Origin of the sequence: Streptomyces sp. NPDC005393 (assembly GCF_040606675.1) — a bacterium.
GTDB lineage: Bacteria > Actinomycetota > Actinomycetes > Streptomycetales > Streptomycetaceae > Streptomyces.
Genome location: NZ_JBEXFG010000048.1, coordinates 1 through 13,494 on the forward strand (window position 1 = coordinate 1; position 13,494 = coordinate 13,494).

Here is a 13,494-nt window from a genome sequence, read left to right on the forward strand (position 1 = left end):
CACACCGTTCGCTTCCGCCCACTCCGTAAGGTTCATAGACAAGATCATAACATCGCTTGAACCCGCTAACACTCACTCAATCGACCGCAAGAGCGAACAGTTGAACACCCCTCCACGAACCCGCGGTGGGCGCGGAACTCCTGCGCGGTCTGCGTGGGGCTGCCGACGACGAAGCGCAGCCCCTCGGGGAACGGCCGGACGCTGGTGTAGTCGGTGACCCCCGCCTTGTAGTAGATGGTCTGCTCGCCGACCGGCAGCACCGCCCGGTCACCCTTGAACAGCGTCGGCATCCAGTAGCCGGGCTTGTCACCGGGCGCTTTGCACGTGGTGGTGCCCGCCGCGAGAGACGCCGTGGTGCTGTTGGCGTCCGTCGTGGTGTTGCCCATGAAGGTGTGGTCGTGGGACGTGCCGGGCCGGCCCGGATAGACGATGGGGTCGTCCGGCTTGGTGTGCGTCACCGAGCAGTGCGCCTGGAACTCATGGAAGTAGCGGCGGGGTGGCTCCTTCGTCGAGGGTTCCACGCCGGTGACCGGCGGGTTGGCGGGAAGATAGCCGTCGCCATCAGGATCCTCAGCCGGGGGGAGGGTGGACGCGGCCATCACATGGCCCGCGTGCGTCCCGGCCGGCGACTTGGAACCCGTGGACTTCCGCGGCGTCGCCTCCGCGCTCATGGCGACCCCGCCCACGGCGAGCGAGGTCACCAACAGTGCGCCGCATACCAGTAATCCGGAGATGGTGCTGGATCTCCTTGCCATGGAGACCTCCTGCCACGTCAGTACGGACTGTGGGGGTCGGGCGGCCACAAGCCGTGGCCGTGCGCCCGCGGCCGCCTTTTAGGAAGACGGCTCTTGCGGTGGGGCATCAGGGAGAGCGCTCTCCCACCGGGGATGGTCCGACCGTGACGTGGCCGTGTCAAGGAACTGGGCGCCGCCTTCTGCGAAAACCTCAGGTCGGACTTCCTGGCTCGCGCGGCTGATGGTCATGCTGGTGACGCCGAAGAGCTGGCCCAGTAGTTCCATGGTGGCGAGTTTCCGCAGGTGGAGGACGGTGGCCAGGATCCGGTCGGCGGGGTGAGCTTGGCTTTGGCGCCCGCCGCCGGGGGCCACGAGGCGTTCGTGACGCGGCGTGTGTGCAGTGCTTGCTCGCGTTGCACCTCCAGGGCGGGAGTCAGCGCGTCGACCAGCTCATTGAGCTGGTGGCGGGTCATACCGGTCAGTTCAGGATCCTGCAGTGAGTGCGGCGTCAGGCGATGCGGTCTGTCCTGCGAGGGGTCACCCGCCGTGCTGCTGGCCGAGGTTGTGCCTGGGGCCGGCCTGGGGTGGAGGGTGCGGCGTTCCCAACGGACGGCGAGTCGTTTGAACTGGTGGAGCAGGTCGTAGCCCGTGTCTCCGAGCAGGATGCGGTGTAGCCGGTCGAAGACCCGCGCCCGCTGCCACCGCTCCAGGCGGCGCCAGCAGGTCCGTCCGGAGCCGAACCCCAGCTCGGGCGGCAGCAGTTGCCAGGCGATGTCGTTGTGCAGGACGTACAGGATGCCCTGAAGGCAGAGCCGGTCCGGCATCGGCCGGGGTCCCGGAGCCTTGTCCGGCCAGGCCGGTAACAACGGCTCGATCAACGCCCACAGGTCGTCGTCCGCGATCCAACGGCCGCCTACTCACACCATGCAAACGACCGGATCATCACACCGGTCACGCCCCACCGGGACACCCCTACAAGATCTTGTTACGAGCTCTGAAGAGGGTGGAGAACTTCTCGTTCTGCGGCTGCATCCGTAGGCCCATGGGAGATCCTCCTGGGCCGACGGTACCGCCGTACGCGGCGCGCCGCCGCTTCGCGAGGAGGTTGTCCGTCCACAGCGGACGATAAAAGGAAAGGAAATACCCACTCCTTTCCACTCTCAACATATAGCGCACCGGGGGACTTGCGGCAAGACCCGGGTCGTGCCGCAGAATCGCCGGCCGAGGCCAGAATTTGCGGAAATGGGAGTCGCGAAATGCGTGTGTTGTTGTCGACGTATGGGTCGCGCGGGGACGTCGAACCGCTGGTGGGACTCGCGGTGCGGTTGCGGGCACTCGGCGCGGAGGTGCGGGTGTGCGCGCCGCCGGACTTCGCGGAGCTGCTGGCCGGTGTCGGCGTGCCGCTGGTGCCGGTCGGCTCGTCGGTGCGCGCGCTGGTGACCGGACCGACGCCGCCGGCGGCGGGCCTGCCCCAGCGCGCGGCCGCGTTGGTTGCCGCGCAGTTCGACGCGGTCGCCGCGGCGGCCGAGGGATGTGATGCGCTGGTGGCGACCGGCCTGTTCCCGGCCGCGGCCGGCGCGCGGTCGGTGACCGAGAAACTGGGCATCCGCTACGTGTACGCGAGCCTCCAGCCGACCACCCTGCCGTCGCCGCACCACCCGCCGCACCCGTACCCGGGCCGGCCACTGCCACCGGACGTGACCGACAACCGGGTGCTGTGGGACCTGAACGCCCAGAGCATGAACGCGCTGTTCGGCGCGGCGTTCAACACCCACCGGGCGTCGATCGGCCTGCCACCGGTGGACAACGTCCGCGACCACGTCTTCACCGACCACCCGTGGCTGGCGACGGACCCGGTCCTGAGCCCGTGGCAGCCGACGGACCTCGACGTCGTACAGACCGGCGCGTGGATCCTGCCGGACGAACGCCCACTGCCGGCCGAGTTGGAGGCGTTCCTGGACGCCGGCACACCACCGGTGTACGTGGGCTTCGGCAGCATGCCCATGCGCGCCTCGAAGGACGTCGCCCGGGTGGCCATCGAGGCGATCCGCGCGCAGGGCCGCCGCACACTCGTCTCCCACGGCTGGGCCGACCTGGCCCTGATCGACGACCAGGACGACTGCTTCGCCGTCGGCGAAGTCAACCAGCAGGCACTGTTCGGCCGGGTGGCCGCCGTCGTGCACCACGGCGGCGCGGGCACGACGACGACGGCCACCCGGGCCGGCGCGCCTCAGGTGGTGGTACCCCAGATCGTGGACCAGCCATACTGGGCCGGCCGGGTGGCCGACCTGGGCATCGGCACGGCACACCACGGTCCGACTCCGACCACCGAGTCCCTGTCAGCCGCGCTCAGGACGACCCTCACCCCCGAGACCCGCGCACGAGCGACCGCCGTGGCCGGCACGAGCCGCACCGACGGGGCGACGGTGGCCGCGACGCTGCTGCTCGACGCGGTCAGCCGAGAAAAGCCGCCAGTGTCCGCGTGAACCAGTGGTGACGGCGCCTGGGCACGCCGCCCAGCCACACGTCGCGGACCGCGGTCCGAGGAACCGGTCCGCGCCCAGGACGCCCAGCAGCAGGCGCGTCAGGCCGAGCAGCACACGGACGAGCTGGCCGCGGTGCTGGCGGCACCTGATGCGAAGACCCGCACCGCGATACTGGCCGAGGGCGCCGGCGGCAGGGTCGTGGTGTCCAGGAGCCGCGACGACACGACGGCACCATGCGGTCCGCGGGGCTGATGGACCCGCGGCGGTCCACCGAGGCCGTCCTGCTGAAGGGCGCCGTCGAGCACGCGTCCGGCATGGGCCTCACCGCCGAACCGGCGGGCGGATAGGCCGAACCCACCCCCGCGCCCCTCGCGTTGCAACGGGCGGCCGTACCCCGGCCCCCCACCGCGTACCGTCGAGTAATATCGCGCGGCACGTCGTCCGTGCCCTCAGGGAGGTTCCATGTCAGGGTCCACACGCTCGCCCCTGCTTCTCGCGGGCCTTCTGGCCGGTGCGGGAGTCACGCATTTCGTCGCGCCGACGTCATTCGACGCCATCGTGCCGCGTGCCCTGCCCGGCTCGCCCCGTGCCTGGACCTATGCGAGCGGCGCCGTGGAGCTCGCATTGGCGGCCGGTGTGGCGCTTCCGCACACGCGACGCCACGCGGCACGGGCCACGGCGGCGTTCTTCGTCGCGGTCGCGCCCGCCAACGTCCAGATGGCGGTGGACTGGCGCCACCGCGCCGCCCCCCTCAAGGCCGCCGCGTTCGCCCGCCTTCCGCTGCAGATACCGCTGGTGCTGTGGGCACGGAGTGTCGCCAGGACGCGGGAGGCGGGGGCGATCCGCCAGCGGTCGACGTCTGCGGGAGTGGCCGCGGTCTTGGACCGCTGAGGGGCAGGGGCCCGCTTCTGGGCCGGATGACCCTGGAAGAGAAGATCGGCCAGATGACCCAGGCCGAACGCGGCGCGGTCACCGACGCCCCCTCCTGCGTCGCCCAGTGGGGCCTCAGCTCGGTCCTGTCCGGCGGCGGCTCCACCCCGGCGGAGAACACCCGGCCGGCTGGGTGAAGATGGTCAACCAGTTCCAGGAGCAGGCGCTCAGCACCCGGTTGAAGATCCCGATCATCTACGGCATCCTCGCCGCCGCCGAACACACCCGCGCCTCACTGCTCCTCACCGCGAGCGACGATCTGCGTGCCCCGCTGCGCACCGCTGAAGAGGCACTCGTGCGCCTGCGCGATCTCCACGCCACCGGCCCGGCCGACGAGACCACCGGTGACGGTACCCACCTCCTGGACACCGCCCGCTCGTCGGTGCGCCGCGCGTCCAGCTCGTCACCGACCTGGACGACCTGAGCCGACCGCACACGGGAGCCGTGGATCTCTACCTTCGCCCGGTCGACCTCGACGAGGCGCTGACCGCGGCCCTCGACGACCTCGGAACCGGCGGCCGCGCCCTCCTTCTCCGGCTGCCGAACAGCTGCCGTACGTCATCGCCGATGCCGCTCTTCCTCACCCGCGTGCTGACCGCTCTGGGAGCCGACGCACTCCGCCACAGCACACCCGACGCCCCGCCGACCCTCACCGCCGAGGCCCGGCCGGGCCGGCTCACGGTCCGGATCACGGACGGAACCGCCGATGCGCCGACGGGCGCCAGGGCCGACAGCCTGCCGCTGCGACTGTCCCGCGACCTCACCGAGGCCATGGGCGGCACCCTGGAGGCGGCGGCACCCTGGAACACACCGCCGGCGCGCGCCCCTTCTCGGTGACGCTCACCCTTCCCGCATCGGCACACCGGCCCGGCTCGACCGCGGACCACCCGAATCTCAGCTCCCGGCCATGACGCTCACGGAACCGTCGAGCATCCCGGCTCGCTGTGACTCACGGCTCGCCCCTCCCACGTTCAGAGCCGGATAGCCCGTCGCCTGCGGGTGACCACGACCATGCCGATGCCTGCCCCTGCGATCACCGCCGCGCCGACGACACCAGCGACGATCGGCGTCGCGGGTCCCCTGTCTGCTGAGGTCCTGGCCGGTTTCGCGTCGGAGGCTCGGGAACCGGCGGCGTCGAGGACGAGGTCGGTGACGGCCTTGGGTTGGGCGACCATCGCGAGGTGCGGGGCATTGCCCTCGATGGTGTGGGAGTGGGCCCGCTTGTACTCGAAGCGCTGGAGGGCCGGGGCGATGGCCTTGTCCTGTCTGGCGACGAGAGCCCAGGAAGGGATGGTCTTCCAGGCGGCGGGCCCGGCCTTGTCAGCAAACGCGGACGCACTGATCGGGCGCTGAGTGGCCGCCAGCACCGCCGTGGTGACCTGCGGGAGACCGGCGGCGAACACCGCGCGGAATCTGTCGGGCTTGATGTAGAGATCAGTGCCGGTGCCTCCCCCGGGCTTCGGGTACGGAAACGACTTCACCGCGGAACCGAGTTCGCTGCCGTGGAACTTGTCGGACAGGACCGACAGGACTTCGCCCTGGGCGGGGACCAACGCCGCGCTGAAGACCAGCGCTTTGACGTTGGAATTGCCGACCGCGGCGCCGCTGATCACCGCACCGGCGTAGGAGTGACCGGCGAGGACGATCGGGCCCCGGATGCTCTTCAGGACGCCGGCGATGTACTCCGAGTCACCGCGTAGGCCGCGCAGTGGATTGGCCGGGGCGACGACACGGTAGCCGTCACTCTGCAGGCGATGGATGACCGCGTCCCAGCACGAGCCGTCCGCGAAGGCGCCGTGCACCAGCACGATCGTGGGTTTGGCGGCGGCATGGTCGGAGGCGACAGGTCGGGCCTTGGCGGCGGGGACGGCCGCGACGAATGTCGTTGCCGTGAGCACCGCGGCGAGCACATGCCCGCGACGCGGACGCATCGGCAAGCCACGAGTGGACGGCATGGCCCTGTCCTCTCTCCTCGGAACGGCGGGCAACCATGCACCAGCGTTGCCGACCTGTATCGACAGAGCGCGGGCGGAGGAGCATATGGGTGAAACGGAGCCGCCAGCCGAGTGATGATCTTCGAACCGGTGCCGGCGGGCCGGGGTGAAGGGAAGCAGGTCTCGCGACGGCGCTGATCGGGCCTCCGCCGGCCGTCGCCACACGCACGGTTCGCAGGGAATGACCGCGCCCGACCGAGGAGGCCATGGGACCGCCGCGCTGAATGCCGTCAGCTGCCTCGACAGGGTGGTACGAGCCCGGCCGGCCGCCCTGCCGCTCTGAGGCTTCGTCTGCCTCGCCCGGCCGCGCCGTGTGTCGGCGATGGGCGGGCCAACTGCCCGACGGTACATGGGCCGTGGCGCTCTTCAACCGCTCCGACGCCACCGCCCACCGCTCCCTGGACCTCTCGGCGCTCGGCATGGCAGACGGCACCGGCACACACGCCCTCTCCGAAAACGGCAAGCATCGGCCCCCCTCGACCGATGAAACACACCTAGGGATTCGTCCACGCCTCGGGGTCCTCGGCGAGGTGGAGGACCTCCTCGGGCAGCCGGGCCCCGGCCACCTCGTCGAGAGTGACCTCCTCAAGGATCTTGCGGACATTGGCGCGCACCGCGATCCACAGCGGCAGCAGCGCCTCCGCGGGCCCGGTATAGGCCAGCTCGGGCGGGCGAACGCCACGGACGGACACCAGCGGTCCGTCCACCACACGGATCACATCAGCGATGGAGATCGACTCTGCTGGACGGGCCAGCCGGTACCCGCCCTTCCCACCGCGCTGGCTGGTCACCAGCCCACCCCGGCGCATGTCCCCCAGGATCCCTTCCAGGAACTTGTGCGGGATGCCCTGTGCCGCGGCGATCACCTCTGCCTTCACCGACATGCCTTCCCCCACCGCGGCCAGTTCCAGGGCCGCCCGCACCGCATAGTCCGCCTTCGCTGGGATCCGCATGCGGTGATTATCCGCCACCGGCGCGTTGTCCCCTCACCGGGCGGGCGGTCCGTGGTCAGGAGGGGAGAACGAAGGCGGGGTGCGCACCATGGAGGAAGTAGTCCCCGACCTCGCGCAGCCGGTGCGCCACCGGGTCGTGCAGAGTGTGTGCCCGGGCGTTGCGCCAGAAGCGGTCGAATCCGTGCCGCGACGAGGCCGCATGAGGACCGATGACCTCCAGGGCCCGGGCGGTGATCTCCTGCGCGGCCCGGGAGGCGGCGGCCTCGGCCGCGGCCGCGAGTACGGCTGTCTCGGCACACTGGTCGTCGGTGAGCGCCTCCCCACGGGCCAGCCCGTCGGTGAGGGCTTCCAGTGCCTGATCGGCGAGGGCAGCCGCGCTGCGAGCGGCGACCGTGAGCTCTCCATAGGTGACCAGAACATAGGGGTCCTGCCGCGAGCCGTCCGGCCAGGACGGCTGCCAGGGCGGGTTCGCGACCCTGGCGTACTCGCGGGCCTCGACGAGCACGCCCTCGGCGATGCCCAGACAGAGCTGGGCGGAGACGAGACGTGCCGTCGACGCGGCCAGGCCGGTGAACGGCGGCAGGACGCTCTCGTCCGTGGAGAGGGAACCAAGCACCTCGTCGGGCGCCACGGGCACGGCGTCGAACTCCGCGCTGCCGCCCGCCGCCAGCCGCTGTCCGAAGGCATCCCCGTCGTCGCACACGACGCCGGGGTGGGCGGGATCGACGAGAACGGCCACCGGTTCACCGGTGCCGGACCGGGTGGCGCGGACCGCCAGCCGGTCGGCGACCCGGACCCCGGTGGCGTAACTCTGGCCGCCGCTCAGCAGATAGCCGTTCGGCGCCGGACGCAGCGTCAAAGATGGCTCGCGGGAAGCGAACCCGCCGCCCCAGCACCACCGTCCTGCCGCCGATGCGCGCTCGACACGTGCGGCAAGGTCGGGCTGGGCGAAGAACCGGGCGCTCCACGACAGGAAGTAGTGAGAGCCGAGGAGTTGGCCGATCGCTCCGTCGGCCGTGGCGATCTCCCGGATCACGGCATAGGCCGTGGGCCAGTCCGCAGCTCCTCCCCCGTGTTCAGCCGGTATCAGCAGCGTCAGGAGCCCTGCCTCACGCAGCCGGGCGACCTCGTCGAACGGGGCCTTGCCGGCCTGCTCGCGGACGACGGCGTCCGTGGCCAGGTCGTCCGCCACCTCACGGGCGATGCGCAGCCAGTACGCACGGCCGGGCCCCGCCGTCACGTCGGACGGAACTACGGCTGTGACCACGGGGTCTCCTCAGGACAGTCCGCTGTACGCGGGCATACGGCTCTGCTTCTGGTCGGGCATGTGCGTGCGGCCCGCCCACCGTGCGTGCCCGTCGCGACAGGGCCTGGCGAGGACGTGGCTGCGGGAAGCGGTTGACGACGCGTCAGCAGCTAGCCCTGGACGCGCCGACCGAAGGGGACGGCAGTGCGGCGGAGTTCAGCATGCCTGCGGCTGACGAGCGGCTGCTTCGGGCGGAGCATGTTCCTCATCCTCCTCACCCGGTCGGTCGGCGTCAACGCTTTCCTACAAAACAGGTAGGGAAAATGGGAAATCCGGGTCGGCGAGATCCGCAGCGCTCCGCGCTTGATGCGGGTCCGCCTGGCTCCGCGTCGAACCTCGAAGGCCAGGCGTCCGTCCCGGGGGCCGATCGCGGCCGTGCGATCACTTCACGCGCACGCGCTTAACCCGCAGCTCCCGTGGTAACCGGGGTACGCGTCTCGCGTCGGGCCCGAAGGAGTACCGGATGACGTTGCCAGGAGGGCGGGGGGAGCTGTCCGCCGGGGTGCTCGACGCCCTCGTGCGCGAACCCGGTCGCGCCCGGCTGCCCGAAGGGCCTCCCCTGCGGCAGGCGGATCCGTACGGCGACGACCTTCAGCTCGCGCTCTACCTCTGCTACGAGCTCCACTACGGCGGCTTCGCCGGGGTGGACGACGGCTGGGAGTGGGAGCCGGAACTGCTCCGTACGCGCCAGGCGCTGGAGCGGCTCTTCCTCGACGCGCTGCGCTCGGAGGCCACCGGAGGCGACGATGTCGACGCCACCCTGGAAGAGCTGCTGGTGGAGCCGGCTGACGGCGTGGGGGTGTCGCATTATCTGAGGGACCACGGCGAGCCCTGGCAGATGCGCGAATACATCGCGCAGCGGTCGCTCTACCAGCTCAAGGAGGCGGATCCGCATGTGTGGGTGATCCCGCGGCTGCGGGGGCGGGCCAAGGCGGCCATGGCCGCGGTGGAGTACGACGAGTTCGGGGCCGGGCGCGGAGAGCGTGTGCACGCGGAGCTGTTCGCCGGTCTGATGGCGGATCTCGGTCTGGATTCCTCGTACAACGGCTATCTGGACGCCGCGTCGGCCCGGATGCTCGCGGTGGTCAATGTGATGTCGCTGCTGGGCCTGCACCGCAAGCTGCGCGGGGGGCTGGTGGGGCACTTCGCGACGGTGGAGATCACCTCGTCGCCCGCCTCCGACCGGCTGGCTCAGGCGCTGCGGCGGATGGGCGCGGGCGAGGCGGCCGTGTTCTTCTACACCGAGCATGTGGAGGCCGACGCGGTGCACGAGCAGATCGTGCGCCGGGAGGTCATCGGCGACCTGCTGCGGAGCGAGCCCGCGCTGGCCGCGGACGTGGCCTTCGGGATCGAGGCCACCGTGCTGGTGGAGGACCGGTTCGCCGAGCAGCTGCTGGCGGCCTGGCGGGAGGGCCGGTCCTCACTGCGCGTTCCGCTGCCGCCCTGAGTGCGGCGGGCGGCGGCGGTGGCTGGTGTCGCACCACGGATAGCGCGCGCTGCGGCCGCACAGGCACAGGGCGACCGTGAAGCGGTCCGACCGTACGACGCCGCCGTCCGGCAGAGCCACCTCGACCGGCCCCTCGATCAGCATCGGTCCGTCCGTCCCCATCGTCACCCGCACGGGGCGGTCACCACGGTTGTTCGGCACGGATCACCACCAGCTCCTCCTTCTCCTCGCCCGGTGCGATCAGCCCCCGGGACTCCAGCCAGCCGGCCCGCTCCCGGAGCACCGGCCCGAACGATACGAGGCGGCGGTCGGCGACGGCGGCCCGCAGGCCCGCCCGCTCCAGCTGCCGAAGGGTGCGGTCGACGCCGCACAGCCCGGAATGCACCAGGAGCAGCACACCGCCAGGGCGCAGCCGCGGCGGCCCGTCCTCGCAGATCTGGTCGAGCAGCGCCCGCCCGTCGGCACCGGCGTCCCAGGCCAGCGCCCGCCCGCGACGGCCGCGGCGGCCCGCCGCCGACGGCACATACGGCGGGTTGGCGACGATGAGATCGAATCGGCGGTCGGCGACGGGGGTCAGCAGATCGCCCCGCACCACGCGGACCCGCAGCCCGCTGAGGCAGGCGTGCAGCCGCGCGGCCGCCACCGCCAGGGCGGAGATGTCGACGGCGGTCACGTGCGCCGCACCACGCCGCGCCGCTTCGAGGGCCAGGACCCCGCTGCCGGTGCCGACGTCCAGGACGGTGGTGTCGGCGGTGATGGGCTCCCGGTGCAGCGCCTGGGCCAGCAGCCATGTGTCGTCCTGTGGCGTGTACACCCCCGGAGCGGACATCAGCATCATGGACGACAAGTACCCGGAACAGGGACGTTGAACAGCTGTCGCCGTCCGCTGAGGCCGCGTGGGGCCGTCCGGCGATTGAGGGGCCTGTGGCGTACGTAAGCCGGGCGGTGTGGGGTACCCGCCGCGTCAAGCTGTCGACGCATCCCCCGGGGGAACACGACGGCCAGGCCCTTCCGGTCCAGACCACGGGCCGGGAGAGCCGCCCCCCTGGCGGCTCAGTCGTCGAGGCCGCCGCTCTCTCAGATCTGCCGGGGCGATGTCCCTGAGCTTGATGTTGCGCTCCCGGGACACCCCGGCCCGGGCCCGTCGGACACACCTCGTTGCCGCATCGGCGAAGGGGGACCTCAGGGGGAGCGCGGCGGCCAGGTCTGCGGGTCGAGGATGCGTACGCCCGAGCTGGGCCAGCGCCACGGCGAGCAAGGCCCGTCCCCGGTTCAGGAGCGTGTTCCGCATCGGCCCTCCCGCAATTTTCGTACGTGTATACGTACGCGTACGATAACTGTAGCCGGAGACTGAGAAGATGGCCGCGTGCAGCACCGAACTCAGCGCCCCAGCAAGGCCGGACGCCCGCCACGGCTGTCCCGCGCGGCGGTTCTGGTCGCCGCTCAGCGGATCCCGGACGAGCAGGGCGCGGAGAAGAAAGGGCGGTACCGCCCGCAGGTCCACTGAACCGGGCACATAGCCTGGCCCGGCTGCCCCCACGACGGCAGAAACGTTTCAACACATTCGCACGGGTTTCGCCGCACGACAGGAGCACACACGGTGGCCACCTTCCCCCACGACGGCGCCGGATCCGACGCCGGGCCGCGGCAGCGCCTGCGCGCCTGGCTGCTGGAGGGCCTGACCGAGATGGCCAAGCGCCGGCCGGGTCCGCATGCCGAGCCCCAGAGCCCGCCCAAGGGCCAGCGGTGGTGGCGGGTGATGTGTCTGACCGGCGTCGACTACTTCTCCACGCTCGGCTACCAGCCCGGTATCGCCGCCCTCGCCGCCGGCCTTCTCTCCCCCATCGCCACCCTGGTGCTGGTGGCCGTGACCCTGGCCGCCGCGCTCCCGGTGTACCGGCGGGTGGCCAAGGAGAGCCCGCACGGCGAAGGCTCGATCGCCATGCTGGAGCGGCTGCTGACGTTCTGGAAGGGCAAGCTCTTCGTCCTGACCCTCCTGGGGTTCGCTGCCACCGACTTCCTCATCACCATCACCCTCTCCGCAGCCGACGCCTCCACCCACCTGGTGGAGAACCCGCACTTCACCGGCGCCCTGCACGGCCACGAGGTCGCCATCACCCTGGGTCTGGTCGCCCTGCTCGGGGCGGTCTTCCTCAAGGGCTTCATGGAGGCCATCGGGGTGGCGGTGGTGCTCGTGGGGATCTACCTCGCGCTGAACGCGGTCGTGGTGGTCGTCGGGCTGTGGCACGTCGCCACCGCCTCCCACGTGGTCACCGACTGGTCCCAGGCGCTCACCGCCGAACACGGCAATCCGCTGGTCATGGTCGGTCTGGCGCTGGTGGTCTTCCCCAAGCTCGCGCTCGGCCTGTCCGGCTTCGAGACCGGTGTGGCCGTCATGCCGCACGTCGACGGCGGCCCCGGCGACACCGAGGAGCGGCCCACCGGACGGATCCGGGACACCAGGAAGCTGCTCACCACCGCCGCCGTGATCATGAGCGTCTTCCTGATCTGCACCAGCTTCATCACCACCCTCCTCATCCCACAGGACGAGTTCAAGGCCGGCGGCCAGGCCAACGGACGCGCCCTGGCCTATCTCGCCCACCACTACCTGGGATCCGTCTTCGGCAGCGTCTACGACGCCGCCACGATCGGGATCCTGTGGTTCGCGGGCGCCTCGGCCATGGCCGGACTGCTCAACCTCATGCCCCGCTATCTGCCCCGCTACGGCATGGCCCCCCACTGGGCCCGCGCGGTACGCCCCATGGTGCTCGTCTTCACCCTGATCGCCTTCCTGGTCACCTGGCTCTTCAACGCCGACGTGGACGCCCAGGGCGGCGCCTACGCCACCGGCGTCCTGGTGCTCATGACCTCCGCCGCGGTCGCCGTCACCCTCGCTGCCCGGCGCGCCGGGCAGCGCGGCTGGACCATCGCCTTCGGCGTCATCTCGGTGGTCTTCCTGTACACGACAGCGGTGAACGTCGTGGAGCGGCCCGACGGTGTGAAGATCGGCGCCTGCTTCATCGCGGGGATCATCGCCGTATCGCTGCTGTCCCGGCTCGCCCGCGCCTTCGAACTGCGCGTCACCGACATGGATCTGGACGACCTTGCCCAGCGCTTCGTCCGCGACACCGCCACCCGCCGCATACGGTTCATCGCCAACGAGCCCGACCGCCGGGACGTGGCCGAGTACCGCGACAAGACCCACCAGATCCGGGCCGACAACGACATCCCGCCCGAGGAGGACCTCATCTTCGTCGAGGTCACCGTCCGCGACCCCTCCGACTTCGAAACGGCCGTACGAGTACACGGCGAGGTGCTGCACGGCCGCTACCGCGTCCTGACCCTCGACGGCTCCAGCGTCCCGAACTCCCTGGCCGCCCTTCTGCTGCACGTACGGGACGAGACCGGCTTCAGGCCGCACATCTACTTCGAGTGGACCGAGGGCAGCCCCTTCGCCCAGTTCCTGCGGTTCTTCCTGTTCGGCCAGGGCGAAGTCGCCCCCGTCACCCGCGAAGTCCTCCGCGAGGCCGAACCCGACCGCGCCCGCCGCCCCCACGTCCACGTCGGCTGAGCGGCCAAGTGGGCTGAGCGCCGACGGGTCGCGGCGCGCGGCCCACCCGGTCCGCTTGGCACACTATTTTTCG

14 protein-coding genes and 4 pseudogenes are annotated in these 13,494 nt (G+C 71.1%); 10 read left to right on the top strand and 8 right to left on the bottom strand.

Annotation, left to right across the window (positions count from 1 at the left end):
* Positions 1-107 precede the first annotated feature (107 nt).
* The 3 genes and pseudogenes from ABZS71_RS29090 to ABZS71_RS29100 form a co-directional block, all read right to left on the bottom strand.
* Positions 108-755 (bottom strand): annotated as a pseudogene (locus ABZS71_RS29090) (DUF1996 domain-containing protein); the annotation flags it as partial.
* A 78-nt stretch (positions 756-833) separates the two neighbouring features.
* Positions 834-1,019, bottom strand: coding sequence for a hypothetical protein (locus ABZS71_RS29095; protein ID WP_356214848.1), 186 nt, complete (start codon positions 1,017-1,019; stop codon positions 834-836).
* Positions 1,020-1,390: 371 nt separating this feature from the next.
* Positions 1,391-1,636: pseudogene (locus tag ABZS71_RS29100) on the bottom strand (transposase); the annotation flags it as partial.
* Positions 1,637-1,990: 354 nt separating this feature from the next.
* On the opposite strand from ABZS71_RS29100, the gene ABZS71_RS29105 reads away from it, so the two are divergent.
* From ABZS71_RS29105 to ABZS71_RS29130, 6 genes and pseudogenes are all read left to right on the top strand, one after another.
* Entirely contained in the window at positions 1,991-3,220 is a 1,230-nt protein-coding gene (locus ABZS71_RS29105) for a glycosyltransferase (protein ID WP_355859607.1), read from the top strand.
* A 72-nt stretch (positions 3,221-3,292) separates the two neighbouring features.
* Positions 3,293-3,567 (top strand): annotated as a pseudogene (locus tag ABZS71_RS29110) (anti-sigma factor); the annotation flags it as partial.
* Positions 3,568-3,682: 115 nt separating this feature from the next.
* Entirely contained in the window at positions 3,683-4,111 is a 429-nt protein-coding gene (locus tag ABZS71_RS29115; RefSeq protein ID WP_356214850.1) for a hypothetical protein, read from the top strand.
* 26 nt (positions 4,112-4,137) lie between these two features.
* On the top strand, positions 4,138-4,287 hold the full coding sequence (locus ABZS71_RS29120; RefSeq protein ID WP_356214853.1) for a hypothetical protein: 150 nt from the start codon (positions 4,138-4,140) through the stop codon (positions 4,285-4,287).
* Entirely contained in the window at positions 4,284-4,574 is a 291-nt protein-coding gene (locus tag ABZS71_RS29125) for a hypothetical protein (protein WP_356214855.1), read from the top strand. Before ABZS71_RS29120 ends, ABZS71_RS29125 begins: the two co-directional genes overlap by 4 nt.
* 20 nt (positions 4,575-4,594) lie before the next feature.
* Positions 4,595-4,987 carry a hypothetical protein gene (locus ABZS71_RS29130; protein WP_356214857.1) on the top strand — a complete coding sequence of 131 codons (393 nt, stop codon included), beginning with the start codon at positions 4,595-4,597 and terminating at the stop codon, positions 4,985-4,987.
* A gap of 134 nt (positions 4,988-5,121) precedes the next feature.
* Here the strand turns inward: ABZS71_RS29130 and ABZS71_RS29135 are convergent, their stop codons facing one another.
* Positions 5,122-6,105, bottom strand: a complete 984-nt coding sequence (locus ABZS71_RS29135; protein ID WP_356214859.1) for an alpha/beta hydrolase — start codon at positions 6,103-6,105, stop codon at positions 5,122-5,124.
* Positions 6,106-6,368: 263 nt separating this feature from the next.
* Here ABZS71_RS29135 and ABZS71_RS29140 point away from each other — a divergent pair.
* Positions 6,369-6,563 (top strand): annotated as a pseudogene (locus ABZS71_RS29140) (hypothetical protein); the annotation flags it as partial.
* A gap of 75 nt (positions 6,564-6,638) precedes the next feature.
* Here ABZS71_RS29140 and ABZS71_RS29145 read toward each other — a convergent pair.
* Positions 6,639-7,097, bottom strand: a complete 459-nt coding sequence (locus ABZS71_RS29145; RefSeq protein WP_355859596.1) for an Rrf2 family transcriptional regulator — start codon at positions 7,095-7,097, stop codon at positions 6,639-6,641.
* A gap of 55 nt (positions 7,098-7,152) precedes the next feature.
* Positions 7,153-8,364, bottom strand: a complete 1,212-nt coding sequence (locus tag ABZS71_RS29150) for an acyl-CoA dehydrogenase family protein (RefSeq protein WP_356214861.1) — start codon at positions 8,362-8,364, stop codon at positions 7,153-7,155.
* Positions 8,365-8,866: 502 nt separating this feature from the next.
* On the opposite strand from ABZS71_RS29150, the gene ABZS71_RS29155 reads away from it, so the two are divergent.
* The gene (locus ABZS71_RS29155) at positions 8,867-9,850 is read left to right on the top strand and encodes an iron-containing redox enzyme family protein (protein WP_356214863.1); all 984 of its coding nucleotides are present in this window, start codon (positions 8,867-8,869) and stop codon (positions 9,848-9,850) included.
* On the opposite strand, the gene ABZS71_RS29160 is transcribed toward ABZS71_RS29155, so the two are convergent.
* Together ABZS71_RS29160 and ABZS71_RS29165 are read right to left on the bottom strand one after the other, a co-directional pair.
* Entirely contained in the window at positions 9,824-10,051 is a 228-nt protein-coding gene (locus ABZS71_RS29160) for a CDGSH iron-sulfur domain-containing protein (RefSeq protein ID WP_356214865.1), read from the bottom strand. The two genes, ABZS71_RS29155 and ABZS71_RS29160, sit on opposite strands and share 27 nt — an antisense overlap.
* A complete protein-coding gene (locus ABZS71_RS29165; RefSeq protein WP_356214867.1) occupies positions 10,032-10,688 on the bottom strand; it encodes a HemK2/MTQ2 family protein methyltransferase in 657 nt (218 codons plus the stop codon). The genes ABZS71_RS29160 and ABZS71_RS29165 overlap by 20 nt, the downstream gene beginning before the upstream one ends.
* 528 nt (positions 10,689-11,216) lie before the next feature.
* On the opposite strand from ABZS71_RS29165, the gene ABZS71_RS29170 reads away from it, so the two are divergent.
* The gene (locus ABZS71_RS29170) at positions 11,217-11,357 is read left to right on the top strand and encodes a hypothetical protein (protein ID WP_356214869.1); all 141 of its coding nucleotides are present in this window, start codon (positions 11,217-11,219) and stop codon (positions 11,355-11,357) included.
* A 180-nt stretch (positions 11,358-11,537) separates the two neighbouring features.
* A complete protein-coding gene (locus ABZS71_RS29175) occupies positions 11,538-13,421 on the top strand; it encodes an amino acid transporter (protein ID WP_356214914.1) in 1,884 nt (627 codons plus the stop codon).
* Positions 13,422-13,494 lie beyond the last annotated feature (73 nt).